The sequence below is a fragment of the Paenibacillus sp. J23TS9 genome, assembly GCF_018403225.1.
Taxonomy (GTDB): Bacteria; Bacillota; Bacilli; order Paenibacillales; family Paenibacillaceae; genus Paenibacillus_AQ.
The window spans coordinates 823,485-846,297 of sequence record NZ_BOSG01000001.1; the positions used below are offsets into that span (position 1 = coordinate 823,485).

At 47.6% G+C, this 22,813-nt stretch carries 16 protein-coding genes; all 16 read left to right on the forward strand.

Translation table 11 applies throughout. The features are described from left to right. Positions 1–189: 189 nt before the first annotated feature. The 16 genes from KJS65_RS04190 (at position 190) to gyrA (ending at position 22,739) form a co-directional block, all read left to right on the forward strand. Entirely contained in the window at positions 190–1,962 is a 1,773-nt protein-coding gene (locus KJS65_RS04190) for an ABC transporter ATP-binding protein (RefSeq protein ID WP_213648706.1), read from the forward strand. A gap of 59 nt (positions 1,963–2,021) precedes the next feature. Beyond that, positions 2,022–3,827, forward strand: a complete 1,806-nt coding sequence (locus KJS65_RS04195) for an ABC transporter ATP-binding protein (protein ID WP_244864551.1) — start codon at positions 2,022–2,024, stop codon at positions 3,825–3,827. Positions 3,828–4,038: 211 nt separating this feature from the next. After that, the gene (gene purT / locus KJS65_RS04200) at positions 4,039–5,229 is read left to right on the forward strand and encodes a formate-dependent phosphoribosylglycinamide formyltransferase (protein ID WP_213650622.1); all 1,191 of its coding nucleotides are present in this window, start codon (positions 4,039–4,041) and stop codon (positions 5,227–5,229) included. Continuing rightward, a complete protein-coding gene (locus tag KJS65_RS04205) occupies positions 5,219–5,680 on the forward strand; it encodes a GNAT family N-acetyltransferase (protein ID WP_244864370.1) in 462 nt (153 codons plus the stop codon). Before purT ends, KJS65_RS04205 begins: the two co-directional genes overlap by 11 nt. Positions 5,681–5,865: 185 nt before the next feature. Further along, positions 5,866–7,524: a response regulator transcription factor gene (locus KJS65_RS04210; protein WP_213648708.1), complete on the forward strand. Its 1,659-nt coding sequence runs from the start codon at positions 5,866–5,868 to the stop codon at positions 7,522–7,524. Positions 7,525–7,556: 32 nt separating this feature from the next. Beyond that, entirely contained in the window at positions 7,557–9,329 is a 1,773-nt protein-coding gene (locus KJS65_RS04215) for a sensor histidine kinase (protein ID WP_213650623.1), read from the forward strand. Next, positions 9,326–10,309: a substrate-binding domain-containing protein gene (locus tag KJS65_RS04220; protein ID WP_244864371.1), complete on the forward strand. Its 984-nt coding sequence runs from the start codon at positions 9,326–9,328 to the stop codon at positions 10,307–10,309. Before KJS65_RS04215 ends, KJS65_RS04220 begins: the two co-directional genes overlap by 4 nt. 145 nt (positions 10,310–10,454) lie before the next feature. After that, positions 10,455–11,507 carry a galactose ABC transporter substrate-binding protein gene (locus KJS65_RS04225; RefSeq protein WP_213648709.1) on the forward strand — a complete coding sequence of 351 codons (1,053 nt, stop codon included), beginning with the start codon at positions 10,455–10,457 and terminating at the stop codon, positions 11,505–11,507. Positions 11,508–11,604: 97 nt separating this feature from the next. Further along, positions 11,605–13,116, forward strand: coding sequence for a sugar ABC transporter ATP-binding protein (locus KJS65_RS04230; protein WP_213648710.1), 1,512 nt, complete (start codon positions 11,605–11,607; stop codon positions 13,114–13,116). A gap of 22 nt (positions 13,117–13,138) precedes the next feature. Continuing rightward, positions 13,139–14,167 carry a galactose/methyl galactoside ABC transporter permease MglC gene (gene mglC / locus KJS65_RS04235; protein ID WP_213648711.1) on the forward strand — a complete coding sequence of 343 codons (1,029 nt, stop codon included), beginning with the start codon at positions 13,139–13,141 and terminating at the stop codon, positions 14,165–14,167. 198 nt (positions 14,168–14,365) lie between these two features. Then, positions 14,366–15,148 (forward strand): CAP domain-containing protein, encoded by a 783-nt coding sequence (locus KJS65_RS04240; protein ID WP_244864372.1) that lies wholly within the window; start codon positions 14,366–14,368, stop codon positions 15,146–15,148. A gap of 228 nt (positions 15,149–15,376) precedes the next feature. Continuing rightward, entirely contained in the window at positions 15,377–16,222 is an 846-nt protein-coding gene (locus KJS65_RS04245; RefSeq protein WP_213648712.1) for a GDSL-type esterase/lipase family protein, read from the forward strand. 30 nt (positions 16,223–16,252) lie between these two features. Continuing rightward, a complete protein-coding gene (locus KJS65_RS04250; protein ID WP_213648713.1) occupies positions 16,253–17,236 on the forward strand; it encodes an ABC transporter ATP-binding protein in 984 nt (327 codons plus the stop codon). Beyond that, positions 17,229–18,218: an ABC transporter permease gene (locus tag KJS65_RS04255; protein WP_213648714.1), complete on the forward strand. Its 990-nt coding sequence runs from the start codon at positions 17,229–17,231 to the stop codon at positions 18,216–18,218. The genes KJS65_RS04250 and KJS65_RS04255 overlap by 8 nt, the downstream gene beginning before the upstream one ends. 79 nt (positions 18,219–18,297) lie before the next feature. Next, positions 18,298–20,283, forward strand: coding sequence for a DNA topoisomerase IV subunit B (gene parE, locus KJS65_RS04260; RefSeq protein ID WP_213648715.1), 1,986 nt, complete (start codon positions 18,298–18,300; stop codon positions 20,281–20,283). Between the two features lie 11 nt (positions 20,284–20,294). Next, positions 20,295–22,739: a DNA gyrase subunit A gene (gene gyrA / locus KJS65_RS04265; RefSeq protein WP_213648716.1), complete on the forward strand. Its 2,445-nt coding sequence runs from the start codon at positions 20,295–20,297 to the stop codon at positions 22,737–22,739. Positions 22,740–22,813: the final 74 nt, after the last annotated feature.

Consider the following 22,813-nt stretch of genomic DNA (forward strand, 5'->3'; position numbering starts at 1 on the left):
GGATTTTCTATGATTTGATAAGTAATTTATGATTATACAAAGGTATTGACCATTGATTGCCAATGCGGCGAAAATATGCCCGGTTATCCTCTTTGCCGCCTTTCGAAGACGGTGTTAAACTTCATAAATATTCAACATCACTTCCGAAAGAAGTGATAAAGTTTTGAGATGACTCGAAGGAGGAGAACCATGAATGTTCTCAGGCAAATGCAGAGCTTTTTTTGGGAGAAACGGAGTTTTCTATATCTATCTATACTCTGCCTCGCCATAGCTACTGCCTTGGGGCTTGTAACCCCAAACCTGCTGCGGAGTCTAATTGATGACGCCATCCAGCCGCAGCATTATGAAAAGGTTCCCGTATTGGCACTATCCGTCATTTTGGTGGTAGCTGCCAAAGCGCTTATGCAGTTTTTAAGCGGTCTTCTTGGCGGAAGAATGGGGAACTATCTGGCATACCGTTTACGGAACGGCTGCTATGAGAAACTGCAAGTCTTGTCTTTCCGGTATTATGACACGGCCAGAACCGGAGATTTAATGTCCCGTCTGACCGGGGATCTCGAAGCGATCCGCCAGTTTATAGCCTTCGGTATTCCACAAATACTAAATACGATTCTGATGGTGGTTTTTGGCGCCATTGTCATGCTGTCGATCAGCTGGCAGCTTACATTGCTAACGATGATCAGCATACCGTTTCTGGTTATCGTCGCACTGAAGTTTGAAAACCGTATCCATCCTGCCTTCCAGGAAATGCGGCTAGCGCTCAGCGCGTTAACCACTTCGGTTCAGGAAAACATTACGGGGGTAAGAACAGTCAAATCATTTGCACGTGAGCCTTATGAAGTCGATAAATTCTCACTACGCAATGAACGGTACAAGAGTAATCAGATTTTTGCTTCGACCTTATGGAGCCGTTACTTCCCACTGATGGAACTGCTTGCATCTGTATGCGTCGTCATTTTGCTTGGCGTCGGCGGAACTCTTGTTATCCATAAATCGTTATCACTGGGTGAGCTGGTTGCTTTCTTCAGCTTGATTTGGTACATTATCGGCCCCATGTGGAACATCGGTTATCTGATTAATAACTACACACAATCGGAGGCTTCAGGTGAGCGTGTCATGGAGCTGCTTAATCAGCCGATTGATGTTGAGGATAAAGCGGATGCAATCGAGCTGAACTCCGAGGAAGTGAAAGGCCATGTCACCTTTGATCATGTAACCTTTGCTTACGGGAACAAACTGGCTGCTATCCAGGATGTCAATTTGGATGCGCCTCCAGGAACGGTAATCGGCCTGCTCGGGGGAACCGGATCGGGTAAATCAACAATCATTCAGCTTATGATGCATGCTTACAATGTTAACGGTGGAAGCATTAAGCTGGATGGAGTCAATATTAATGATATTAAAGTTCAAAGCCTGCGGGGGCAAATCGCATCTGTGTTCCAGGAGACATTCTTATTCTCGTCCAGTATCCGGAACAATATTGCATACGGTCTCAAGGATGTTTCGATGGATGAAATTATCCGTGCCGCGAAGCTGGCGAAAGCCCATGAATTTATTATGGAAATGGCTGAAGGGTATGATACGGTCGTTGGTGAACGGGGTATGGGCTTGTCCGGGGGACAGAAGCAACGGATTGCCATTGCACGTGCACTGCTGAAAAACCCGAAAATTCTTATCTTGGATGATGCGACGAGTGCGGTTGATATGGAGACGGAACATGAGATCCAGTCCGGATTCCAAGAGGTCATGAGAGGGCGCACGACATTTATCATCGCCCACCGTATTTCTTCACTGCGTCACGCGGATGAGATTCTCGTAATGAACGAAGGTAAGGTCGTACAGCGGGGTAAACATGAGCAGTTGATCGCCGAGACTGGACCTTATCAGGATGTATACAATATACAATATGCAGACCACATTGCCCGGATGAATGGTAATGCAGGAGAGCAGGTGAGCTCATGAACACGGCCCTGAATACCGAAAAACGTCCTCAGAAAGATCCTGGCAAGCAGAAGGGTAAGATGCCAGGCAAGACGGGTGAACGTTTCGTCTATCAAGATGATGAAATTATCGAAAAGCCGTTTAACTGGGCTCAGCTGACAAGGCTGTTTGCCTATATGAAGCCTTACGCGAAACAGATGCTGCCGCTCGTCATTCTTATGATGATTCTTGGCACCGTGACCAAACTGACGGTACCTTTTCTGACAAGTATGGCCATCGACAAGGCGATCGCGCCGGAAGTAGGCCCAACTAGCATCAACATGTTATATACGATAACGGCAATTGTACTTGTTTTGTACATTATCCAATGGCTTGCGAGTACATACCGTATCAAATTCACGAATATTATTGGGCAGCGCGTCATATATGATTTGCGAAGTGATTTGTTTAAGCATATTCAGAAGCTGTCTTTTAACTTCTTTGACAAAAGACCTGCAGGCTCCGTGCTGGTACGCGTTACGAATGACGTCAACTCACTGCAGGAGCTGTTCACAAGCGGCGTCGTGAACCTCATGATTGACTGTGTGCAGCTTGTAGGTATCGTCGTTATTCTGCTCGCCATCAACTGGAAGCTGGGGCTGGCAGTCATTTTGACTGTACCGATCATGTTCATCATTTCTACCAAGCTGCGCGTCCGGATACGCCGTGCCTGGCAGGATGTGCGGATGAAGAACTCGCGGATTAACTCGCACTTGAATGAATCGATTCAGGGTATACGTGTCACTCAAGCTTACACGCAGGAGCAGGAAAACATTCGTTTCTTCGATAAAATGAACTTTGAAAGCAAAAAATCCTGGGACCGCGCTTCAATGCTTAATCAGGGGTTTGGACCCCTGATTGAAATCACAGGCGGATTCGGAACGCTCATCTTGTTCTGGTTTGGTGCGTATCTGATTCAGGAAGGTCAGTTGACCATAGGTTTGCTGGTCGCATTCTCAAGTTATGTAGGGAATTTTTGGGAGCCAATCAACCGCCTTGGCCAAATGTACAATCAGCTGCTGGTGGCGATGGCTTCCTCCGAACGGATCTTTGAATTTATCGATGAAAAGCCAAATATTGATGATAAACCCAATGCCGTACCGATGCCGAAAATCAAAGGTGATATCAAGCTGCAGGATGTCGTGTTTGAATATGAAAAAGGTCGTCAGGCACTCAAGGGCATCAATATGGATGTGAAAGCGGGACAGACGATTGCTCTCGTAGGGCATACCGGCTCAGGAAAAAGTACCATTATCAATCTGCTCAGCCGTTTCTATGATATCTCCAGCGGTAATATAACGATCGACGGCCATGATATTCGTGATGTGCAGCTGGAAACGCTGCGCAGCCAAATCGGGATCGTGCTGCAGGATACCTTCATTTTTTCCGGCACCATCCGGGATAATATCCGCTTCGGGCGTCTGGATGCGACGGATGAAGAAATTGAAGCTGTATCGAGAGCTGTTAACGCGCATGAGTTTATCGAAAAGCTTCCGGGAGGATACGACACGGAGGTTGAGGAACGCGGGAATATGCTATCTATGGGTCAGCGTCAGCTTCTGTCCTTCGCCCGTGCGCTTCTAGCCGATCCAAGGATTCTGATTCTGGATGAAGCAACGGCAAGTATTGATACGGAAACCGAGCTGAAAATTCAAGAGGCACTCAAGGTGCTCTTAAAAGGCCGGACTTCCTTTATTGTCGCTCACCGTCTCTCCACAATTCGACACGCGGACAAAATCATTGTGCTGGATCATGGAGAAATCAAGGAAGAAGGCAACCATGCGGAACTGATGCAGCATCGTGGAACCTATTATGGGCTGATTGAAGCCCAGTTCAGATTTGTTTAATGCATAAGGTTTGGAAGATTTCACAATAATATTCTGTAAAATCATTCAACTTTCCCTAAATATCGACAGCCGAAAGGCCTAAAAATGAGGAGAGTTTGTGAACTTTACAGGAAAATGTCGGAGCACTCTTGCATTCTTTCTCTTAAACCCTGAAAATAGTTAGTGTGGTATACAGATGTGGTATACAAGACTAGGGGGGAATTGGGAAGTGGTGTGGGGTGCTCCTTTTTCTGCACATGCCAAGAAGATGCTGCTGCTAGGCAGCGGAGAATTGGGAAAAGAAGTGGTGCTCGAAGCCCAGCGACTGGGCGTGGAGACCATAGCCGTGGACCGCTATGCTAATGCACCTGCCATGCAGGTTGCGCACCGGTCCCATGTGATTGATATGCTCGATGCCGATTCCCTGAAACGGATTATTCATCAGGAAAAACCGGATGTGATTGTACCGGAAATTGAGGCTATTGCTACACATGCTTTGCTTGAACTTGAAGCAGAAGGATTTCATGTCGTTCCGACGGCAAGAGCCGCGCGTCTGACGATGGATCGCGAAGGAATTCGCCGGTTGGCGGCCGAGAATCTGGGTCTTCCAACAGCAGGATACCGATTTGCCGATAGCTTGGAAGAGTTAAAGGAAGCTGTTTTCGCACTGGGAACGCCTTGTGTGATCAAGCCTATTATGAGTTCTTCCGGTAAAGGGCAAAGCGTATGCCATACAGAGGATGAAGCGGAAGCCTGCTGGAACACAGCGATTGAAGGCGGACGTGCCAAAAGCACCCGTGTCATCGTAGAAGCCTTTGTTTCATTTGAAAGTGAAATCACGCTGCTTACGGTACGATCTGTAAGCGGAACCATTTTTTGTAAGCCGATTGGTCATATTCAGAAAGATGGCGATTATGTTGAATCCTGGCAGCCTCATGTGATGAGCGAGGATCAACTGAAGGAAGCGGAGTCCATTGCGAAAGCCATTACGGATGAACTCGGGGGATATGGCATTTTCGGAGTAGAACTGTTTGTTACCAAAGAAGGAATCATATTCAGTGAAGTATCGCCCCGTCCGCATGACACTGGGATGGTGACTATGATCACCCAGGATTTATCCGAATTTGCCCTGCATGTCAGAGCAATTCTCGGTCTTCCGATCCCTTCCGTAGAACTGCTGACGCCGGGTGCTTCGGCAACGTTGAAAGCGGAGAACGCTAGTACGAATTTTGCTGTTGGTGGTGTGGAGGATGCGCTCAGCCTGCCCCGGACCCAGGTTCGTGTTTTTGGCAAACCTGAAGCAAGGAGTGGCCGGAGAATGGCTGTCGCCTTAAGCGCTGATACGGATCTTCAAAAAGCTCGGAATACGGCTAAACAAGCCGCCAGTCTTTTAAAAGTGGAGGAATATGATCATGAACAGTAACATTTTGGCTCCTGCTCTGCAGATTCGTAAATCCGACTGTGAGTGTGATCTTGAAGCGGTAACAGCCCTGATGCGGGAACTGAATTATCCGACCACGATTAATGTCATGCGTGAACGTATTCAGGCATCCGAGAACAATCCCAAGCTTTGCACCATGGTTGCTGAGCTCGATGGAAAAGTCGTAGGCATGATTGCTCTTAATCAGGTGAAGTCTTACGCGAAAAGCGAAACTGCAACTCAAGTTTCCGCACTGATCGTATCACAGAATCACCGCGGACAAGGTATTGGCAAAAGACTGATCCGCAACGCAGAAGAATGGAGTCAGAATCAGGGAAGCCAAATCCTGTTTCTTACTAGTGGTAACCGTGTTGAGCGGGCACCGGCCCATGCTTTCTATGAACATATCGGTTTTGAGAAAATTGGATACCAGTTCGTAAGAAAACTGAAGTAATCCTTGATGCTTGATGATAATATGCCCGTCCCTTTCTAAGGGGCGGGCTTTTTGTATATAAAACCGGGTCTGGAGGTGTGGATTTTTATTTACAATGTCCCAACGCTGATATAGAATACCTTAGTAAAAATGAGTAAGCGTTTACAAGATAATTATATAGAATGCCAAAGGGATGGATGAGAACGATGTATAAGCTGTTACTGGTGGAAGACGAGGAAGATGTAAGAGACGGGCTCGTAGAAGAGATTGATTGGGTAAGCTATGGATTCCAGGTTGTGGATACCGCCGAGAACGGAAGAGAAGCTGCAGAGCTCATAGACAAGCATATTCCCGATGTGGTTGTGACCGATATCCAGATGCCTTTTATGGATGGGCTGCAGTTGGCTGGCTGGATCCGGGAACATTATCCAACAACGAAGATTATTATTTTAACTGGATTCGACGAATTTGAATACGCGCAAAAAGCCATTAAACTGCAAATTGATGAATATGTGCTCAAGCCGTTCTCATCACAGGAGCTAATTGAGGTCGTACTTAAGGTAAAGCAGCAAATGGATGCCGAAATGTCTGAGAAAGAAAATGTCCAAGTGCTGATGGATCATTACCGCAAAAGCATTCCTGTGCTCAGGGAGCTTTTTTTGTCTCAGCTGGTATCACGCCGTATGTCATCCGAAGAGATACGCGAAAAGAGCAGCAGCTATGGAATGGAGCTCGATGGTCACAGTTTTATGGCTTCAGTCATCCGGATTGATTATGTCCATAATCATCTGGAATTGCAGAAGGATAGCGTGAAAGCTTTTTCACCCGGCTCATTAAAATATTCTGAGGATCGCTATCTCCAGCTGTACGCGGTTCTGAATATAGCAGAGGAAATATGCCAGCGGGTAGAGGGATTTAAAGTGTTTATCCATTTGGAGGATTGCGTATTGCTATCCGCTCTCCCGGAGCAGGAGCAAGGCTTGGCGGCTCAAAGGAACCTTGCCGTTCTCGAAGAAATACGCTTGAACGTGGCCAAGTATCTGAAGCTTACGCTTACTGCAGGTGCAGGTACGGTATGCGTGTGGCCAGGGGAGATTCATCTATCCTATCAAAAAGCGATGCAGGCGCTCGATTATCGTCTGATTCTGGGCAATGACCGTGTCATTTGGATCGGGGATGTTGAGTCGGAACATTATGAGTCGCTGAGTTTTGACGAAATGAAAGAACAGTCATTGATCCGCTGCATCAAGGTAGGCACCCAGGAAGAGCTGGATGAAATACTTGCGGATTTGTTCACTGGTTTGCATATGACACAGCTATCTGTACAGGAATGCCAGGTCTACTTGATGGAAATTCTCACTTGTGTCATGAAAATCGCGAAAGAATTCAGTGTGGAGATGGAGGAGTTGTTTGGAGCAGGTACGTATCCATTTGCGGAAATTTACAAATATAACAATCTTCAGGAAGTTAGACAGTGGATGGGCGCGATATGTCTGAAGCTGATGATCTCCATAGCACAGGGGCGGCAGACGGGGTATAACCAGCTGGTTGAAAACGCCAAGGAATACATCCGTCTTCATTACCAGGAAAGTGACATATCCATTAATAAGGTGTGCAAACATCTGCATATCAGCACCGGCTATTTTAGCAGCATTTTCAAGAAAGAAGTGAAAATGACCTTTGTCAATTATTTGATGCATATCCGTATGGAAGCGGCGAAGGAGTCCCTCCGGTCAACCGATCAGAAAACATTTGAAATCGCTGAAGCTGTCGGATTTTCCGATCCGAATTATTTTAGCTTTTGCTTTCGCAAGAAATTCGGCATCTCACCGAAAGAATACCGAAACGGCGCCGGAGGTGCGTAACCGATTTGAAAATCCAACATAAACGGAATGCAATGAAATTGCCGCGGATCCGGGTATCCTTCAAGCTGCGCAGCATTCAAACGATCATTACCGTGTCGTTCACGCTCATGACAATTTTGGTTGTCGTTGCGGTCAGCTTCATGCTGTATAACAAATTCACCAAGACAGCTGAGGAAAATGCCTATTTGAACATTCAGCAAATTATTGAACAGGTCAACTATCATTTGGAGCTGTATGTAAAAGGTATGCAGGATATCTATGAAGTTGTAGAGGAACAGATCAACGATACACAGGATATTTCAAGCCCGGTGTTGAGGGAACAGCTGACGACTTTGCTGCATACCCGTGAGGATCTGGTATCCGTGGGGCTATTCACACCTGGGGGCAAGCTCGTTTTGGACAACCCTGATCTGGAAATGCGCAAGAATACGATGCTGGAGGAACAGAGCTGGTTCGAATCCGCCCATGATCAGCCGCAAAAACTCTCTTTTTCGGCTCCGCACATCCAGAATTTATACAAAGGTCAATATAAATGGGTCGTGTCGCTCAGCAGAATGATTAAATACAAGGATCATGGCATCAGTAAAGAAGGCATATTGCTCGTGGATGTCAATTTCCGGACGATCGATGAGCTCAGCCGCAAGGTCAGCCTTGGTAAAAGGGGATATGCATATATTATCGATGACCTGGGCAATATCGTGTATCATCCGCAGCAGCAGCTGATCTATGCCGGACTGAAGTACGAGAATCTGGAGCCTGTTTTTGAATATGCTTTTGGCAGTTACATAGACAAATCGACGGGTGAGCCGAGATACATCACGATCAGAACGGTGGAACCGATCAAGTGGAAGATCGTCGGAGTAGCTTATCCGGATGAAATTGTGACGACCAAAAAGGACCTGAATCAGTTCGTATTCTGGTTTCTGCTGGTCGTATGCGCAGCCGTCGTCGTGCTGGCCATGTTCGTTTCCGCGAAAATTTCACAACCGCTCCGCAGACTGGAAAAATCGGTTCAGAGTGTCGGGCAGGGTGATTTTAATACGCCGATTCATGTCAGTGGCGCACATGAGGTTGTACAGCTTTCCAAGCGGTTTAACTTTATGCTGCACCGTATCCGCCAGCTGATGGATCAGATTATTCATGAGCAGGAAGCCAAGCGCAAGAGTGAGCTGGATGTTCTGCAATCCCAAATTAACCCGCACTTTCTCTACAATACTTTGAATTCGGTCATTCGCCTGGCGGAAAAAGGAAAAAAGGAAGAGATCGTTGCGACGATCACATCGCTCTCGAAATTTTTCCGGATCAGTCTGAGCAAAGGCAAGAACATCATTACCCTGGAAGAAGAGCTGGAGCATGTACGGCATTATTTGATTATTCAGAAAATACGTTTTAAGAATAAATTCAGCTATGCCATTGAATGCGAGGATTTGGCTCTGTCTTGCAGGACGCTGAAGCTTATTCTCCAACCCATTGTAGAAAATGCCATCTATCATGGCATCGAAAAAATGTCTGATGAAGGTCTTATCCGCATTTCCGCTTCCATTCAGGGGGACCGGCTGGTGATCAAGGTTTCCGATAATGGGCTTGGCATGACCCGACAAGTGATGGACCAGCTTCTGATCGGGGGTAACCGCAGCAGCGGTTCCGGCGTTGGAGTCAAAAACGTCAATGAACGGATCCGGCTGTATTACGGCAAAAACTATGGTCTTAGCTTTGAAAGCGAACTGGAGGAAGGCACCACTGTCACCATTACGCTGCCCGTAGAGAAGTACGATGACGAGCAGCAGGAAAGAGGGATGGCATGAGAAGGACTCGGGCTGTTCGAATGAGAGTTTATTTTATGCTCGCGTGGACGGTGTTGCTGGCATCCTGCGGCGGAGCTGCTCCGAACCTGCATGTGCTGGAGAAGCCGAAAAACGTGGACATGATCGTCAAAATGAATCACGGCGATTTTTGGAAAACGGTGAAAATGGGTGCTGAAGTCGCTGCCAAGGAATACAACGTCAACCTGACCTTCAAGGCGCCCCAGAACGAAAGCGATATAGATGAACAGATCCGACTGGTCGATGAATCGATCAAGAACAATGCTGATGCCATCATCTTATCCGCGAGTGACTACATGAGGCTGGCCCAAGTGACGGACCGGGCGGCTTACTACAAAATACCTGTGATCTCCATGGACTCGGAAGTGGCTTCAGCGCGGATCACAACGTTCGTGGGCACGAACAATTACGAAGCGGGGCAAAAGGCCGCCGAGAGGCTGATCAAGTTGACCGGACCTGAAAGCAGAATAGGCGTCATGAATTTCGTCAGAGGGGCCAAAAACGCGGACGAACGCGAGGAAGGCTTTATGGATTACGTTGCCCGTTTTCCCGGCGTGGAGGTCGTGGATATCGAATACTGCGAATCGGATGAGCAGATTGCCAGGCAGTTGACACGCAAAATGATGAAGGAGCATCCCGATATAAGCGGTATTGTGGCGTTAAACGAGGTGGCTTCCATAGGCACGGCGGAGGAAATTCAAGAACTGGGCTACGGTGGGAAGGTCAAAATCATTACGTTCGACAGCCCGGCAAAAGTGATGGAGCTGCTGCAGGAGGGGATCGTCCAGGGGACGGTCATCCAGAACCCTTTTAACAATGGATACCTGGCGGTCCAATACGCCGTTCAGGTGATGGAAGGCATCGAAGTCAAAGAGCGGGAGGATACGAAATCCAGGCTGATCGATCTTGATAACATGCTGCGGCCCGATAACCAGAAGCTGCTGTTTCCGTTCGTGAAATAATGATTTATGGGTATGATCAAGGCATGAGAATTTTCATAGAACATATGAGAATTTTGTATTCGAATCTGGCGTTCGATCCAGCATAATGAAAACGTATCCAAGGGGATGCGATAAAACAGTAGAAATTCAGGAGGTCACTATTACGATGAAAAAAATAACTTCCGTATTGCTGGCAGGTGCTTTGCTCGGAACTGTCATGGCAGGCTGCTCCAGTGGGAGCGACAAAAGCGCAAGCGGCGGCGACAGCAAAAGCACGGACAGCGGCAAGGAACCATCCGTTGGCGTAGCCATTTATAAGTTTGATGACACCTTCATGACTGGCGTGCGCAACTCCATCAAAACCAACGCAGAGGGAAAAGCGAAAGTAGACATCGTAGACAGCCAAAACTCCCAGCCGACACAAAACGATAAAGTGGACTTGTTTATTTCGAAGAAATCCAATGCACTGGTGATTAATCCGGTTGACCGTACGGCTGCAGGCGTGATTATCGACAAAGCACAAGCAGCAAAGATTCCGGTTGTCTTCCTGAACCGTGAACCGCTGCCTGAAGATATGAAAAAATGGGATAAAGTGTATTATGTAGGCGCAAAGGCTGAAGAATCCGGTACTATGTCAGGTGAGCTCATTGCCGATTACTGGAAAGCCCATCCGGAAGCAGACAAGAACAAAGACGGCGTGCTGCAGTACATCATGCTGAAAGGGGAGCCTGGACACCAGGATGCCGAGCTTCGTACCAAGTACTCCATCGAAGCGATTGAGAAAGCCGGCATTAAAGTGGAAAAATTAGAAGAAGATACCGCGATGTGGGACCGTGTAAAAGGTCAAGAGAAGATGGCTGCGTTCCTTGGTGCCCATGGCGACAAGATCGAAGCCGTATTGGCCAACAATGATGATATGGCACTCGGCGCGATTGAAGCCCTGAAAGCTGCCGGTTACTTTAAAGGAGACAAAATGATGCCGGTTGTCGGCGTGGATGCAACAGCTCCGGCTCTCGAAGCCCTGCAGGAAGGAACTCTTCTCGGAACCGTACTTAACGACGCCAACAACCAAGGTAAAGCTTCGGTATCGCTCGCCACCGTTCTGGCGAAAGGTGAAACACCATCCAAGGATAATATCGGATTCGATATCACAGATAATCAATATGTATGGATTCCTTATAAAAAAATCACCAAGGACAATATCAACGACGCCAAATAAATAGATCACGCGTCAACATTAATAACCATCCTTCCGGGAGAGGCGGCGTTAGCCGTCTCCCCTCATGGTGGGGATGAGGAGCAGGGAGCGGAAATCTATGGCTCAGAGTGAGTATATTTTGGAGATGAATGGGATTTCCAAGGAATTCCCCGGTGTCAAAGCGCTTGATGATGTTACGCTTAAAGTGAGACCCGGTACGGTCCATGCTTTAATGGGAGAGAATGGCGCCGGTAAATCAACATTGATGAAGTGTTTGTACGGTATCTATTCACCGGATGCGGGCGAGATACTGCTGGATGGCCAAAAGGCTCAAATCCAAAATTCCAAGGATGCGCTGAATTATGGCATATCCATGATCCATCAGGAGCTGCATCCCGTGCCGTTCCGCAATGTTATGGAAAATATCTGGCTGGGACGCTTTCCTACCATTGGTGTGGGCCCGATCCAGTTCATTGATCATAAGAAAATGCATCAGGATACGGAGGCGCTTTTCAAGCAGCTGGATATTGACTTGGAACCGGAAACCATCGTGGGTAAACTATCCGTTTCCAAGGTTCAGTCCATTGAAATCGCCAAAGCGGTATCCTTCCAATCGAAGATCATTATTATGGATGAACCTACTTCTTCTCTGACGAGTGTTGAGGTGGAGCATTTGTTCCGGATTATCCGGGATCTGAAGCAGCGCGGCGTGTCCATTATTTATATCTCGCATAAAATGGAAGAAATTTTACAGATTTGTGATGAGGTAACGATTATGCGCGACGGACAGAAGATCGGATCCTGGCCTGCAAGCGAGCTGACCACGGACCTGATTATTTCGAAAATGGTGGGGCGTGACCTGACGCAGCGCTTTCCGGACCGAGAAAATGTTCCCGGTGATGTCCTGCTTGAAGTCAACGGAATTACTTCGCTCCTTCCTAAATCCTTTAAGGATATTTCATTTGAACTCCGAAAAGGGGAGATATTGGGTATTGGTGGTCTTGTCGGCGCTCAGCGTACGGAGCTCATAGAAGCGCTGTTTGGTCTGCGGGGGATATCAACCGGCCATATCAAGATACACGGGAAAGAGGTTAAAATTAAGACGCCGGAAGATGCCATTAAGCAGGGCATGGCGCTTTTAACCGAGGAACGTCGAGTTACGGGGATTATCCCGGTGCTGCCCGTACATGAGAATGCATCGATTGCAAATCTCAGCCGGTACCGTAAATTATTGTTTTTTCTGGATGGAAGAAAGAAGAGAAAAGAAGCGGATGTAATGATCGAAAAGCTTCGCACCAAGACGCCTACAACGAACACCCTGATTATGAACCTTTCTGGGGGCAACCAGCAAAAGGTGCTGTTGGCGAGATGGCTGCTGACGGAGCCGGAAATTCTGCTGCTCGACGAACCGACGCGCGGTATTGACGTTGGTGCCAAATTCGAAATTTACACTATTATTAAAGACCTTGCCAAGCAGGGAAAAAGCATTATCATGATCTCTTCTGAGATGCCTGAGCTGATCGGAATGTCTGACAGAATTATGGTCATGTCCGAAGGACGCCTTACCGGGATTCTGGATGGCGATGCCGCCTCGGAAGAAGAAATTATGCGGCTGGCAGCACAGCATTAAGGACATCAAAGGAGGAGAACCCATGCTGAATACGAAAAAACTCGGCGGCAGCAAAAGCATGCAGAGCTTTACATCGCAATATGCGATTTATATCGTTCTGGTGCTGCTCGTAATCGGAATCACCATTTATAACCCATCATTTTTATCCATAGACTCTTTGCGCAATATTCTAATTCAGTCTTCCACAAGGGCAATTATCGCATTAGGCGTTGCTTTTATCCTGATTACAGCCGGAACGGACTTATCCGCCGGCCGGATTGTAGGCCTTACGGCCGTCGTTTCCGCATCCATGCTGCAGACGGCTACTTATGCCAACCGTTTTTTTCCGGATTTGCCGCAGCTTCAGGTCATTGTGCCAATTTTACTTGCTATTTTGGTTGGTTTGATTTGCGGTTTGCTTAACGGGCTGGTTGTGGCGAAGCTGAATGTACCACCATTCATTGCAACGCTTGGCACCATGGTTGTGGTATACGGCATTAACTCGATGTACTTTGATATGGATCCTAACAACTCGCAGCCGATCGGCGGACTGCGTAAGGATTTCACGAAGATCGGCTCGGGCTCTATCGGTACAGGACAATATTCCATACCTTACATTGTTTTAATTGCCATCTTTGTCGCATTCATTGTATGGGTCATATTCAACAAAACAAAGCTTGGCAAGAACATGTACGCGATTGGCGGAAATGTGCAGGCAGCCAAGGTATCCGGCATTAATGTAGCCAAGTATCTGATTTATATTTATATGATTGCCGGTGCTTTGTATGGTCTTGCGGGTGTGCTGGAAGCTTCCAGAACCGGCGGTGCGACGAATAACTACGGTAACATGTACGAGCTGGACGCTATCGCAGCTTGTGTTGTAGGCGGCGTGTCTACGACAGGAGGCATCGGAACGGTGCCGGGAGTCATGGTCGGCGTACTGATCTTTACGATCATCAATTATGGACTTACGTTTATCGGCATTAGTCCGTACTGGCAATTGATCGTCAAAGGCTTGATCATTGTGGCGGCAGTCGCGTTTGATATGAGAAAATACGCCGCTAAAAAATAATTCATTAGATTTATGATCCGGATTCGCCGCAGCCTGCTGGTTGCGGCTTATTCGTGTTTCATGAATGGAAATTCATTTCCATTATTTGAGGTCTCCACACAAGAAACAATCATGTTACAATGTTTGAGTAAGAGATGACAACTTTGTAACCGGAGCAACACCCATTCTGGTTGAACACAACAAGAAGGAGATGTATCCATGAAGAACAACAAAATGATGAAAACAATGATCAGCACAGCTTGTGCTGCAGTATTAGCAGTAGGTCTTATGGGAGCAGGTCCTGCCTCGGCGGCATCTGCACAGCAAAACAACGTACCAACAGAAAATAACTTGAAAAACCTGCAAAGTTACCTGCAACAATGGCTGCAAGACAATGGCGGTGCTTATATATTAAAATACCAATTCCAGTTTCCAGATGCGGGTCAGGTGACCAAGCCAGAAACATCGAAGCCAGAAGCATCGAAGCCAGAAACTTCCAAGCCGGAAACATCGAAACCGGAGACTTCGAAGCCAGAAACGTCCAAACCAGAAACATCGAAGCCGGCTGAAACGACTAAACCGGATCAATCCACTTCGAAACCTGCGACGGGAACGGGTACAACTTCGAACCAATCCAGCTATGCTGCTGAAGTGATCAAGCTGGTTAACCAGGAACGTGCCAAAGCAGGTCTGAAGGCATTGACTGAAAATACAAAGCTTTCGGGCATGGCAATGGACAAGGCCAAAGATATGAACAACAACAACTATTTTGACCATAACTCTCCAACTTACGGTTCTCCGTTTGACATGATGAAGAAATACGGTATTTCTTACAGCTATGCAGGAGAAAATATCGCTAAAGGCCAAAAAACACCATCTGATGTCATGACTGCTTGGATGAACAGCGAAGGTCACCGTGCCAACATCCTGAACAGCAACTACACCACCATCGGAGTAGCTTACTACAACGGATACTGGGTACAAGAGTTTATCGCGAACTAATATCGATTATACAAAGGAAGTCTGTTCCTCATGGGAACAGGCTCCTTTTTTTATACAAATAGACTGCATCATCTTATAAAAGTATGGGTAACAGGGAGAACATAGGGATGTTAAAGTGGCATGCTGTCGTATTTGCAAATTTTACATAGAAGTTTTATGTTTATGTACATATGTATCTGGCGGATAGATTAAAGAATTGCCATCATGGATGGATATGGAGGGATCTGTTTGAATTCAACGAAGTGGATTTGGCGCATAGTGAGTACCTTATCCATCTTGGCCACACTGCTGCTTTTGGCCGGTTTTGTCTATGCGATCAAGGATATCCAGAATCCGCAAGCCGGAAATGAGCTGGCAGCTCCGTCGGCCGAGCCTCAAGGGAACACGGAAGAAAAAAATCCTGATACGAAAAAGGAAATCAAAATCGCGGCGATTGGCGATTCACTGGCCAAAGGAACAGGTGACAATTCGGGCATGGGGTTTGCACGGCGTACAGTCAAGGAGCTGTCGACGGATACTGGCAAGAAGGTGACACTTCTGAACAATCTTGGCATTAACGGACTTACAACGACAGGACTCCTGCCGAAGCTGGAAGAACGCGGGACGCAGTATGTACTAGGACAGGCGGATATAATTCTTGTATCCATCGGCGGGAATGATCTGTTCCAGGGCGCCGATCTTGCATCTAAAGGCATTTCCGGAACTTCTTCAACAGCCACGGGTCAAGAGATGGATCCTAAGGATCTTTTGAAGGGCTTGCCAAAGGCTTCCACGCAGCTTAAGGCAATTCTGGAACGCATTCGTGCCATCAATCCGGACGCATGGATTGTGTACGTTGGATTATATAATCCGTTTGGAGACATCGAGGATCTGAAGATTCCTGGCAACCAGGCAGTAGCCAGCTGGAATCAGGCCGCACTCGTGTCCATAAATAAATACAGTAGCATGACCCTTGTCCCTACATTTGATCTTTTTCAGCATAATTTGAACAAGTATTTATCGTCGGATCATTTTCATCCGAATGGTGACGGTTATCAGCAAATTGCCGAGCGAATCGTTCAGGGTATCCGTTAAATACCAACACGAGGAAAGGAGTGAAAAAGAATGGCTGTGACGGACAACCTGAGCCGCAAAGAAAAGATTGTTTTATCGGTTGAAAATGTCAGAAAAAAGATCGGAAGAAAATGGATCATCGATGACGTCACGTTTGATGTCCGGGAAGGTGAAATCTTCGGATTTCTGGGCCCGAACGGAGCAGGCAAGACAACGACGATCCGCATGCTGGTGGATTTGATCAAGCCAAGCAGCGGCATGATTAAGGTTTGCGGCTATGATGTGAACAGGCAGCAGGAAAAAGCCCTGCAATATGTCGGTTCAATTGTGGAAAATCCGGAGGTCTACACGTACCTCACAGGATGGGAAAATCTTGAACATTTTGCCCGCATGCAGCCTGGAATCGACCAAAAGAGGATTCAGGAGGTCGTTGATATTGTCCGCCTCGATCAGCGGATTCATGACAAGGTGAGAACCTATTCCCTCGGCATGCGCCAGCGTTTGGGCATCGCGCAGGCTCTCTTAGGCAGACCCAAGCTGCTTATTCTTGATGAACCGACAAACGGTCTCGACCCGAAAGGGATCAAAGAGCTGCGTCAGTTTATAAGGGAGCTAGCGGAAGGCGGATTGGCAGTGTTTGTCTCCAGTCATTTGCTCAGTGAAATCCAGCTTCTATGCGATAGAGTAGCCATTATTAGCCGCGGACGGGTTTTGGCTGTAGGTGAAGTAGAGGAACTTGTTGCAGCGAACGCGAAATATGTGATCTGGGACCTTGAGCCGCCCGAAGCAGGGAAGCTTGAACTTGCAAGCCGGCAGGGGATTGATGTCATTGAGCAAGCGGATGCGGTATTGGATGACACGATCGTTGCCGGAATGAGCCCAGGCGCTATTGTTACCCGCATGGAGGAAGAAGGGATTGCTGAAACGGTGACTCATCTGGTGCATTCGGGAATTTTAGTTCAAGGCGTGCACAAGATTAATCCGACTTTGGAACAGCTATTCCTGAAAATGACGGAGGGTGAGAGCATTGACTAGCGTGTTGCCTCTGATCAAGAATGAAACCATTAAAATCATCAAAAAGAAACGGTTTTATGTTATTCTGTTAATTCTGCTGGTGTTGGTTCCGATCTTCACTTATGCTCAAATGCGGTCTGCCGAACGGACGCGTGAAAAATTCAACGGAGACTGGCGGCTTGAAATTCAGCAGCAGATTACCGATAATGAAAATTCCCTCGGAAGCGACAGGGTACCGGATGAATGGAAAAAGTTCAGGAAGATTTTCGTTCAGCAGCTCCAATATTATCTGGATCATGATGTCAATCCGAACGAACCCAACGGCGTTACATTTACGCGGGAGTTTATGTCAAATTCAATAACTTTGTTTATACCCCTGCTGATTATGGCGATTGCATCCGATATAGTATCCGGGGAACGAACCACCGGCACGATCAAAATGCTCCTGACCCGTCCGGTGAAAAGATGGAAGGTACTGCTGAGCAAGCTGGTGACGCTGTTTATGTTTACCTCGCTGATTGTCGTGGCTGCATTTGTGATTACGTACGTGGTGTCCGGAGCTGTTTTCGGCTATAAGGGATTTAATCTCCCGGTATTTACCGGCTTTCAAATTACCGGCTCTGATGTGGATTTGGCAGCTGTGCATGGCGTTCCGCAGTGGAAATACCTGCTCATGCAAGGGGGATTAATCTGGTTCGTGAGTCTGACCGTGGCCTCGCTGGCGTTCATGGTATCCGTCTTGGTACGGAGCACGGCTGCAAGCATCGTGGTTATGATGGCTGCGCTCATCGCGGGATCCATTTTGACCAATATGGCTTCAGCCTGGACCAGCGCTAAATATTTGTTTATGGTTAACTTGGAGCTCACGGACTATCTGTCCGGAACACCGGCTCCGATTGAGGGGATGAATTTAGCATTTTCTTTGGCGGTTTTGTCCATATGGGCTATTGCCGCAATGATAATCTCATTCCTTGTCTTTACGAAAAGGGATATCTTGAATTAAAATGGACAAGGATAACAAAACATCTGTTTGCATTTTGGGGTGAAAATCCTACATAAAGAAGCACAAAGGGGGAGCATGAATGGTCGACCAGATCGATATGTTTGCAGAGTCATCACAGGGCGGCAGCAATAATGGCCACACCGGATACGATGCTGACGACATTCAAGTGCTCGAAGGCCTGGTTGCGGTACGCAAACGGCCAGGTATGTATATTGGCAGCACAAGTTCATCAGGGCTTCATCATCTGTTATGGGAGATTGTGGATAATGCCGTCGATGAGCATTTGGCCAAATACTGCACGAGAATTGATATTACTTTACACAAAGACGGATCAATTACCGTCGTTGATAATGGACGAGGCATTCCGACAGGAATGCATAAGACAGGAATACCGACACCACAGGTGGTTTTCACGATTCTGCACGCAGGAGGCAAGTTTGGCGGCGGCGGATATAAGAAATCAGGCGGTCTGCATGGTGTGGGTGCATCCGTAACGAACGCGTTATCAGAATGGCTGGAAGTCGAAATTTACCGCGATGGTAAAGTTCACCGACAGCGTTTTGAATACTGGCAGGACAAAAAAGGGAAAGAGCATGTCGGCGAGCCTGTTACCGGACTTGAGGTACTGGGCAATACCAACAAAACAGGCACTAAAGTTACCTTTAAGCCTGATATCCGTGTATTCCATGCAGGAATCCAGTTTAACTATGACACGCTGTCGGAACGCCTGCAGGAGATTGCTTTTCTGAACTCTGGTCTTCGTATTGTACTTAAGGATGAGCGCTCAGGTAATTCCGACGAGTTTTACTATGAAGGCGGAGCAAGCCAATTCGTTGAGTTTTTGAACGAAGGCAAAGACGTCCTGCATGAAGTCATTCACTTTTACGGTGAAAAGGAAGACGTCGAGGTAGAGGTCGCTCTGCAGTACAATGCTGGATATACCGAAACGTTGGCTTCATTTGTTAACTCAATCCCTACAAGGGGCGGGGGTACGCATGAGACTGGTTTTAAGACGGCATATACACGCATCATGAATGATTATGCCCGCAAGAACAGCATGCTCAAAGAAAAGGATAAGAACCTAGAGGGCAATGATCTCCGCGAAGGTATGATGGCGGTTATCAGCGTTAAAATGTCCGAGGTCGAATTCGTCGGCCAGACGAAGGATCAACTGGGCAGTGCTTCGGCCCGCAGTACGGTGGATGCGATTGTATCCGAGAAAATGCAGATCTTCCTGGAGGAAAATCCGCAGATTGCCCAGACGCTGATCAAAAAGGCGATCCAGGCATCGAAGGCGCGGGAAGCGGCGCGTAAGGCTCGGGATGATATGCGCACCGGCAAAAAGCGCAGTGAGAGCGCAAGTCTTGGCGGTAAGCTTAGCCCTGCACAGTCCAAGGATTTTACCCGCACCGAGCTGTTTGTTGTTGAAGGGAATTCTGCCGGCGGTTCGGCCAAGCAGGGCCGTGACTCCAAAATTCAAGCGATCCTTCCGCTAAGGGGGAAGCCGCTTAATCCGGAGAAAGCCAAGCTCGCCGAGATTATGAAAAATGAAGAATACCGTACGATCATTCATGCGATTGGCGCAGGGATCGGAACTGAATTTGAAGTGGAAGACAGCAATTACTCCAAAATCATAATTATGACGGATGCCGATACAGACGGCGCACATATTCAAGTGCTGCTGCTTACATTCTTTTACCGCTATATGAAGCCGCTGATTGATAAAGGCCGGGTCTATATCGCTCAGCCGCCGTTATATAAAATCACACGCAAATCGGGCAAGCTGGAGACGGTCAGATACGCTTATACCGATGAGCAGCTGCAAAATTATCTCAAGGAATTCGGAAAAAATTATGAGCTTCAACGTTACAAAGGTCTTGGCGAGATGAATCCCGAACAGCTGTGGGAAACAACGATGAATCCGGAAACACGTACGCTGCTTCAGGTGCAAATCGAGGATGCAGCCAAGGCTGAACGCCGTGTGTCCACGTTGATGGGCGACAAAATCGACCCGCGTAAACGCTGGATTGTGGAAAATGTCGACTTTAGAGAGTTCGAGGAATAGAAGGTGAATTGATGAGCTTATCAGAACAGTTTCTGCCGGCTTTTTTGGAAGAGGTCGTGGGTGACCGATTCGGCCGGTATTCCAAATATATTATTCAAGACCGCGCCATCCCTGATGTGCGTGACGGTCTGAAGCCTGTTCAAAGACGGATATTGTATGCCATGTACGAGTCAGGCAATACGCATGAGAAGGGTTACCGGAAATCTGCGAAAACGGTCGGGGATGTAATGGGTAACTACCACCCTCACGGCGACACCTCGATTTATGACGGAATGGTCCGGATGGCACAACCATGGAAAATGGGGCATGTGCTGGTAGACGGCCACGGCAACTGGGGCTCGATTGATGATGATCCTCCGGCAGCCATGCGTTATACGGAAGCCCGACTCTCACCAATCGCATTGGAACTGCTGAGAGACATTGATAAGCGGACAGTCCAGTTCAAGGATAATTTTGACAACACCGCCAAGGAGCCGGTCGTGCTTCCTGCGCGGTATCCGAACCTGCTGGTCAACGGTGTCAGCGGGATTTCGGCGGGTTTCGCCACCGAAATTCCTCCGCATAATCTGCGGGAGGTCATCGATGCTTGTGTGGCTGTCATGCAGAAGCCTGAAATTGAACTGGAAGAGATCATGACGTTTATCAAGGGTCCTGATTTTCCGACGGGCGGTCTGATTATGGGCGAAGAGGGAATCAAGGAAGCTTACCGGACCGGTAAGGGACGCATCTATTTGCGTTCCAAAGCCGATATCGAATTTTTGCGGGGCGGTAAACAGCAAATCGTTGTGACGGAAATTCCTTATCAGGTAGTCAAATCCCGTTTGGTTACCCAGATGGAAAACATTCGTATTGAGAAAAAAATCGAGGGTATCGCAGAGGTTCGTGATGAAAGCGGACGGGAAGGCTTGCGGATCGTCGTTGAGATCAAAAAAGAAGCAGATGCGCAAGGTATTATGGCGTATTTGCTCAAAAAGACGGATCTTCAGGTAACATATAACTTTAACATGGTCTCTATCGTGAATAAGGCACCGCAGCAGCTTGGCCTTAAACCCATGCTTGAAGCTTATATCGGACACCAACGTGAAGTCGTGAGCAATCGTACGCGTTTTGATCTGGAAAAGGCCGAAGACCGTGCCCATGTCCTTGAAGGACTGGTCAAGGCTCTGAATATTCTGGATGAGGTGATCGCGGCAATTAAGGCCTCGAAAAATCGTCAGGATGCCCAGAACAACCTGCAATGGATGTTTGGATTCACCGAGCGGCAGGCAGATTCGATTCTGACCCTTCAGCTGTACCGTCTGACCAATCTGGAGATTACAACCCTTCAGAAAGAGCTAGATGATCTGATGAAGAAGATTGATTCCTACCGTTCAATTCTCGAGAGTGATAAAAAGCTGATTGCACTAATCCGTAAGGAATTGCTGGAGATTAGGGACAAATACGGAATTGATCGCAGATGCTCTATCCAAGGCGAAGTCGAAGAGATCAAGGTTAACCTGGAAGTCATGGTCAGCTCCGAGGACGTTCTGGTGACGCTATCCAATGATGGCTATATCAAGCGGACAAGTATGCTCTCCTTTACCAGATCGGGCGGAGAACGTGGGAATTCAGGCATCAAGGAAGGCGATTATATTTCGAGGATCTTTGAGATCAACACACTCGATAATCTGCTCATATTCACGCAGAAGGGACAGTTCTTCCTGCTTCCGGTTCACCAGATACCTGAGTTCAAATGGAAAGATCCCGGAACTGCTATTGTGAATGTGATTCATCTTTCCAAGGAAGATGTTATTGCCGGAGTGATTCCGGTCAATAATTTCGAAGAACCCAATCATTCGCTTGTCTTTGTTACGAAGAGGGGACAAGTCAAACGGACGGAACTCAAAGAGTATATGACCAACCGTTCCGGGGCGGTGGCTGCCTGTAAGGTTGGCGCGGACGACGAGATTATCTCGGTCACGCTCAGCGGCGGAACCAAGGATATACTTCTGGTCAGCAAAGACGGCATGAGCATTCGCTTCAGAGAAAGCGATGTCAATGCCATGGGCCGTGTATCCGCTGGTGTGAAAGGGATTCAGCTTCGCGAAGGAGACGAGGTCGTTTCTGCATTGTGGGTTGAGGAAGACGAAGGTGAAATTCTGACTCTGACCGATCTTGGTTACGGTAAGCGTACGCTGCTCGCGGATTACCAGCCGCAGAGTCGTGGTGGCAAGGGACTGGCAAACTTTGAATTTAAGGAAGGCAAACGCGTAAAACCGAACGGAAATCGAATTGCCGGCGCGTTCTACTGCAGGGAGCCTTTGCAAATTACTGCCATCAGCCGAGACGGATTGAATTATTCTTTCAGTTCGGAGCAAGCTCCGATCACAGAGCGCAAATCGACAGGGAAATTGCTCGTTCATCTTGAGAAAAAAGACGAAATATCGGCTTTGCTGGTGTATCCTGAATCCTCTTGATGAACGCTGTCCGGCTCTGAATAAGAACGATGTTAAGGTGTCTTCGCCCTCGCAGGGCGGGGATGCCTTTTTCA

Excerpts from the sequence above, each read along its gene's own strand:
- KJS65_RS04210 (WP_213648708.1), top strand. The coding sequence starts at position 5,866 with ATGTATAAGCTGTTACTGGTGGAAGACGAGGAAGATGTAAGAGACGGG.
- KJS65_RS04205 (WP_244864370.1), top strand. The coding sequence starts at position 5,219 with ATGAACAGTAACATTTTGGCTCCTGCTCTGCAGATTCGTAAATCCGAC.
- KJS65_RS04220 (WP_244864371.1), top strand. The coding sequence starts at position 9,326 with ATGAGAAGGACTCGGGCTGTTCGAATGAGAGTTTATTTTATGCTCGCG.
- KJS65_RS04230 (WP_213648710.1), top strand. The coding sequence starts at position 11,605 with ATGGCTCAGAGTGAGTATATTTTGGAGATGAATGGGATTTCCAAGGAA.
- gyrA (WP_213648716.1), top strand. The coding sequence starts at position 20,295 with ATGAGCTTATCAGAACAGTTTCTGCCGGCTTTTTTGGAAGAGGTCGTG.
- parE (WP_213648715.1), top strand. The coding sequence starts at position 18,298 with ATGGTCGACCAGATCGATATGTTTGCAGAGTCATCACAGGGCGGCAGC.
- KJS65_RS04240 (WP_244864372.1), top strand. The coding sequence starts at position 14,366 with ATGAAGAACAACAAAATGATGAAAACAATGATCAGCACAGCTTGTGCT.
- KJS65_RS04190 (WP_213648706.1), top strand. The coding sequence starts at position 190 with ATGAATGTTCTCAGGCAAATGCAGAGCTTTTTTTGGGAGAAACGGAGT.
- KJS65_RS04215 (WP_213650623.1), top strand. The coding sequence starts at position 7,557 with ATGAAATTGCCGCGGATCCGGGTATCCTTCAAGCTGCGCAGCATTCAA.
- mglC (WP_213648711.1), top strand. The coding sequence starts at position 13,139 with ATGCTGAATACGAAAAAACTCGGCGGCAGCAAAAGCATGCAGAGCTTT.
- KJS65_RS04250 (WP_213648713.1), top strand. The coding sequence starts at position 16,253 with ATGGCTGTGACGGACAACCTGAGCCGCAAAGAAAAGATTGTTTTATCG.
- KJS65_RS04225 (WP_213648709.1), top strand. The coding sequence starts at position 10,455 with ATGAAAAAAATAACTTCCGTATTGCTGGCAGGTGCTTTGCTCGGAACT.
- KJS65_RS04195 (WP_244864551.1), top strand. The coding sequence starts at position 2,022 with ATGCCAGGCAAGACGGGTGAACGTTTCGTCTATCAAGATGATGAAATT.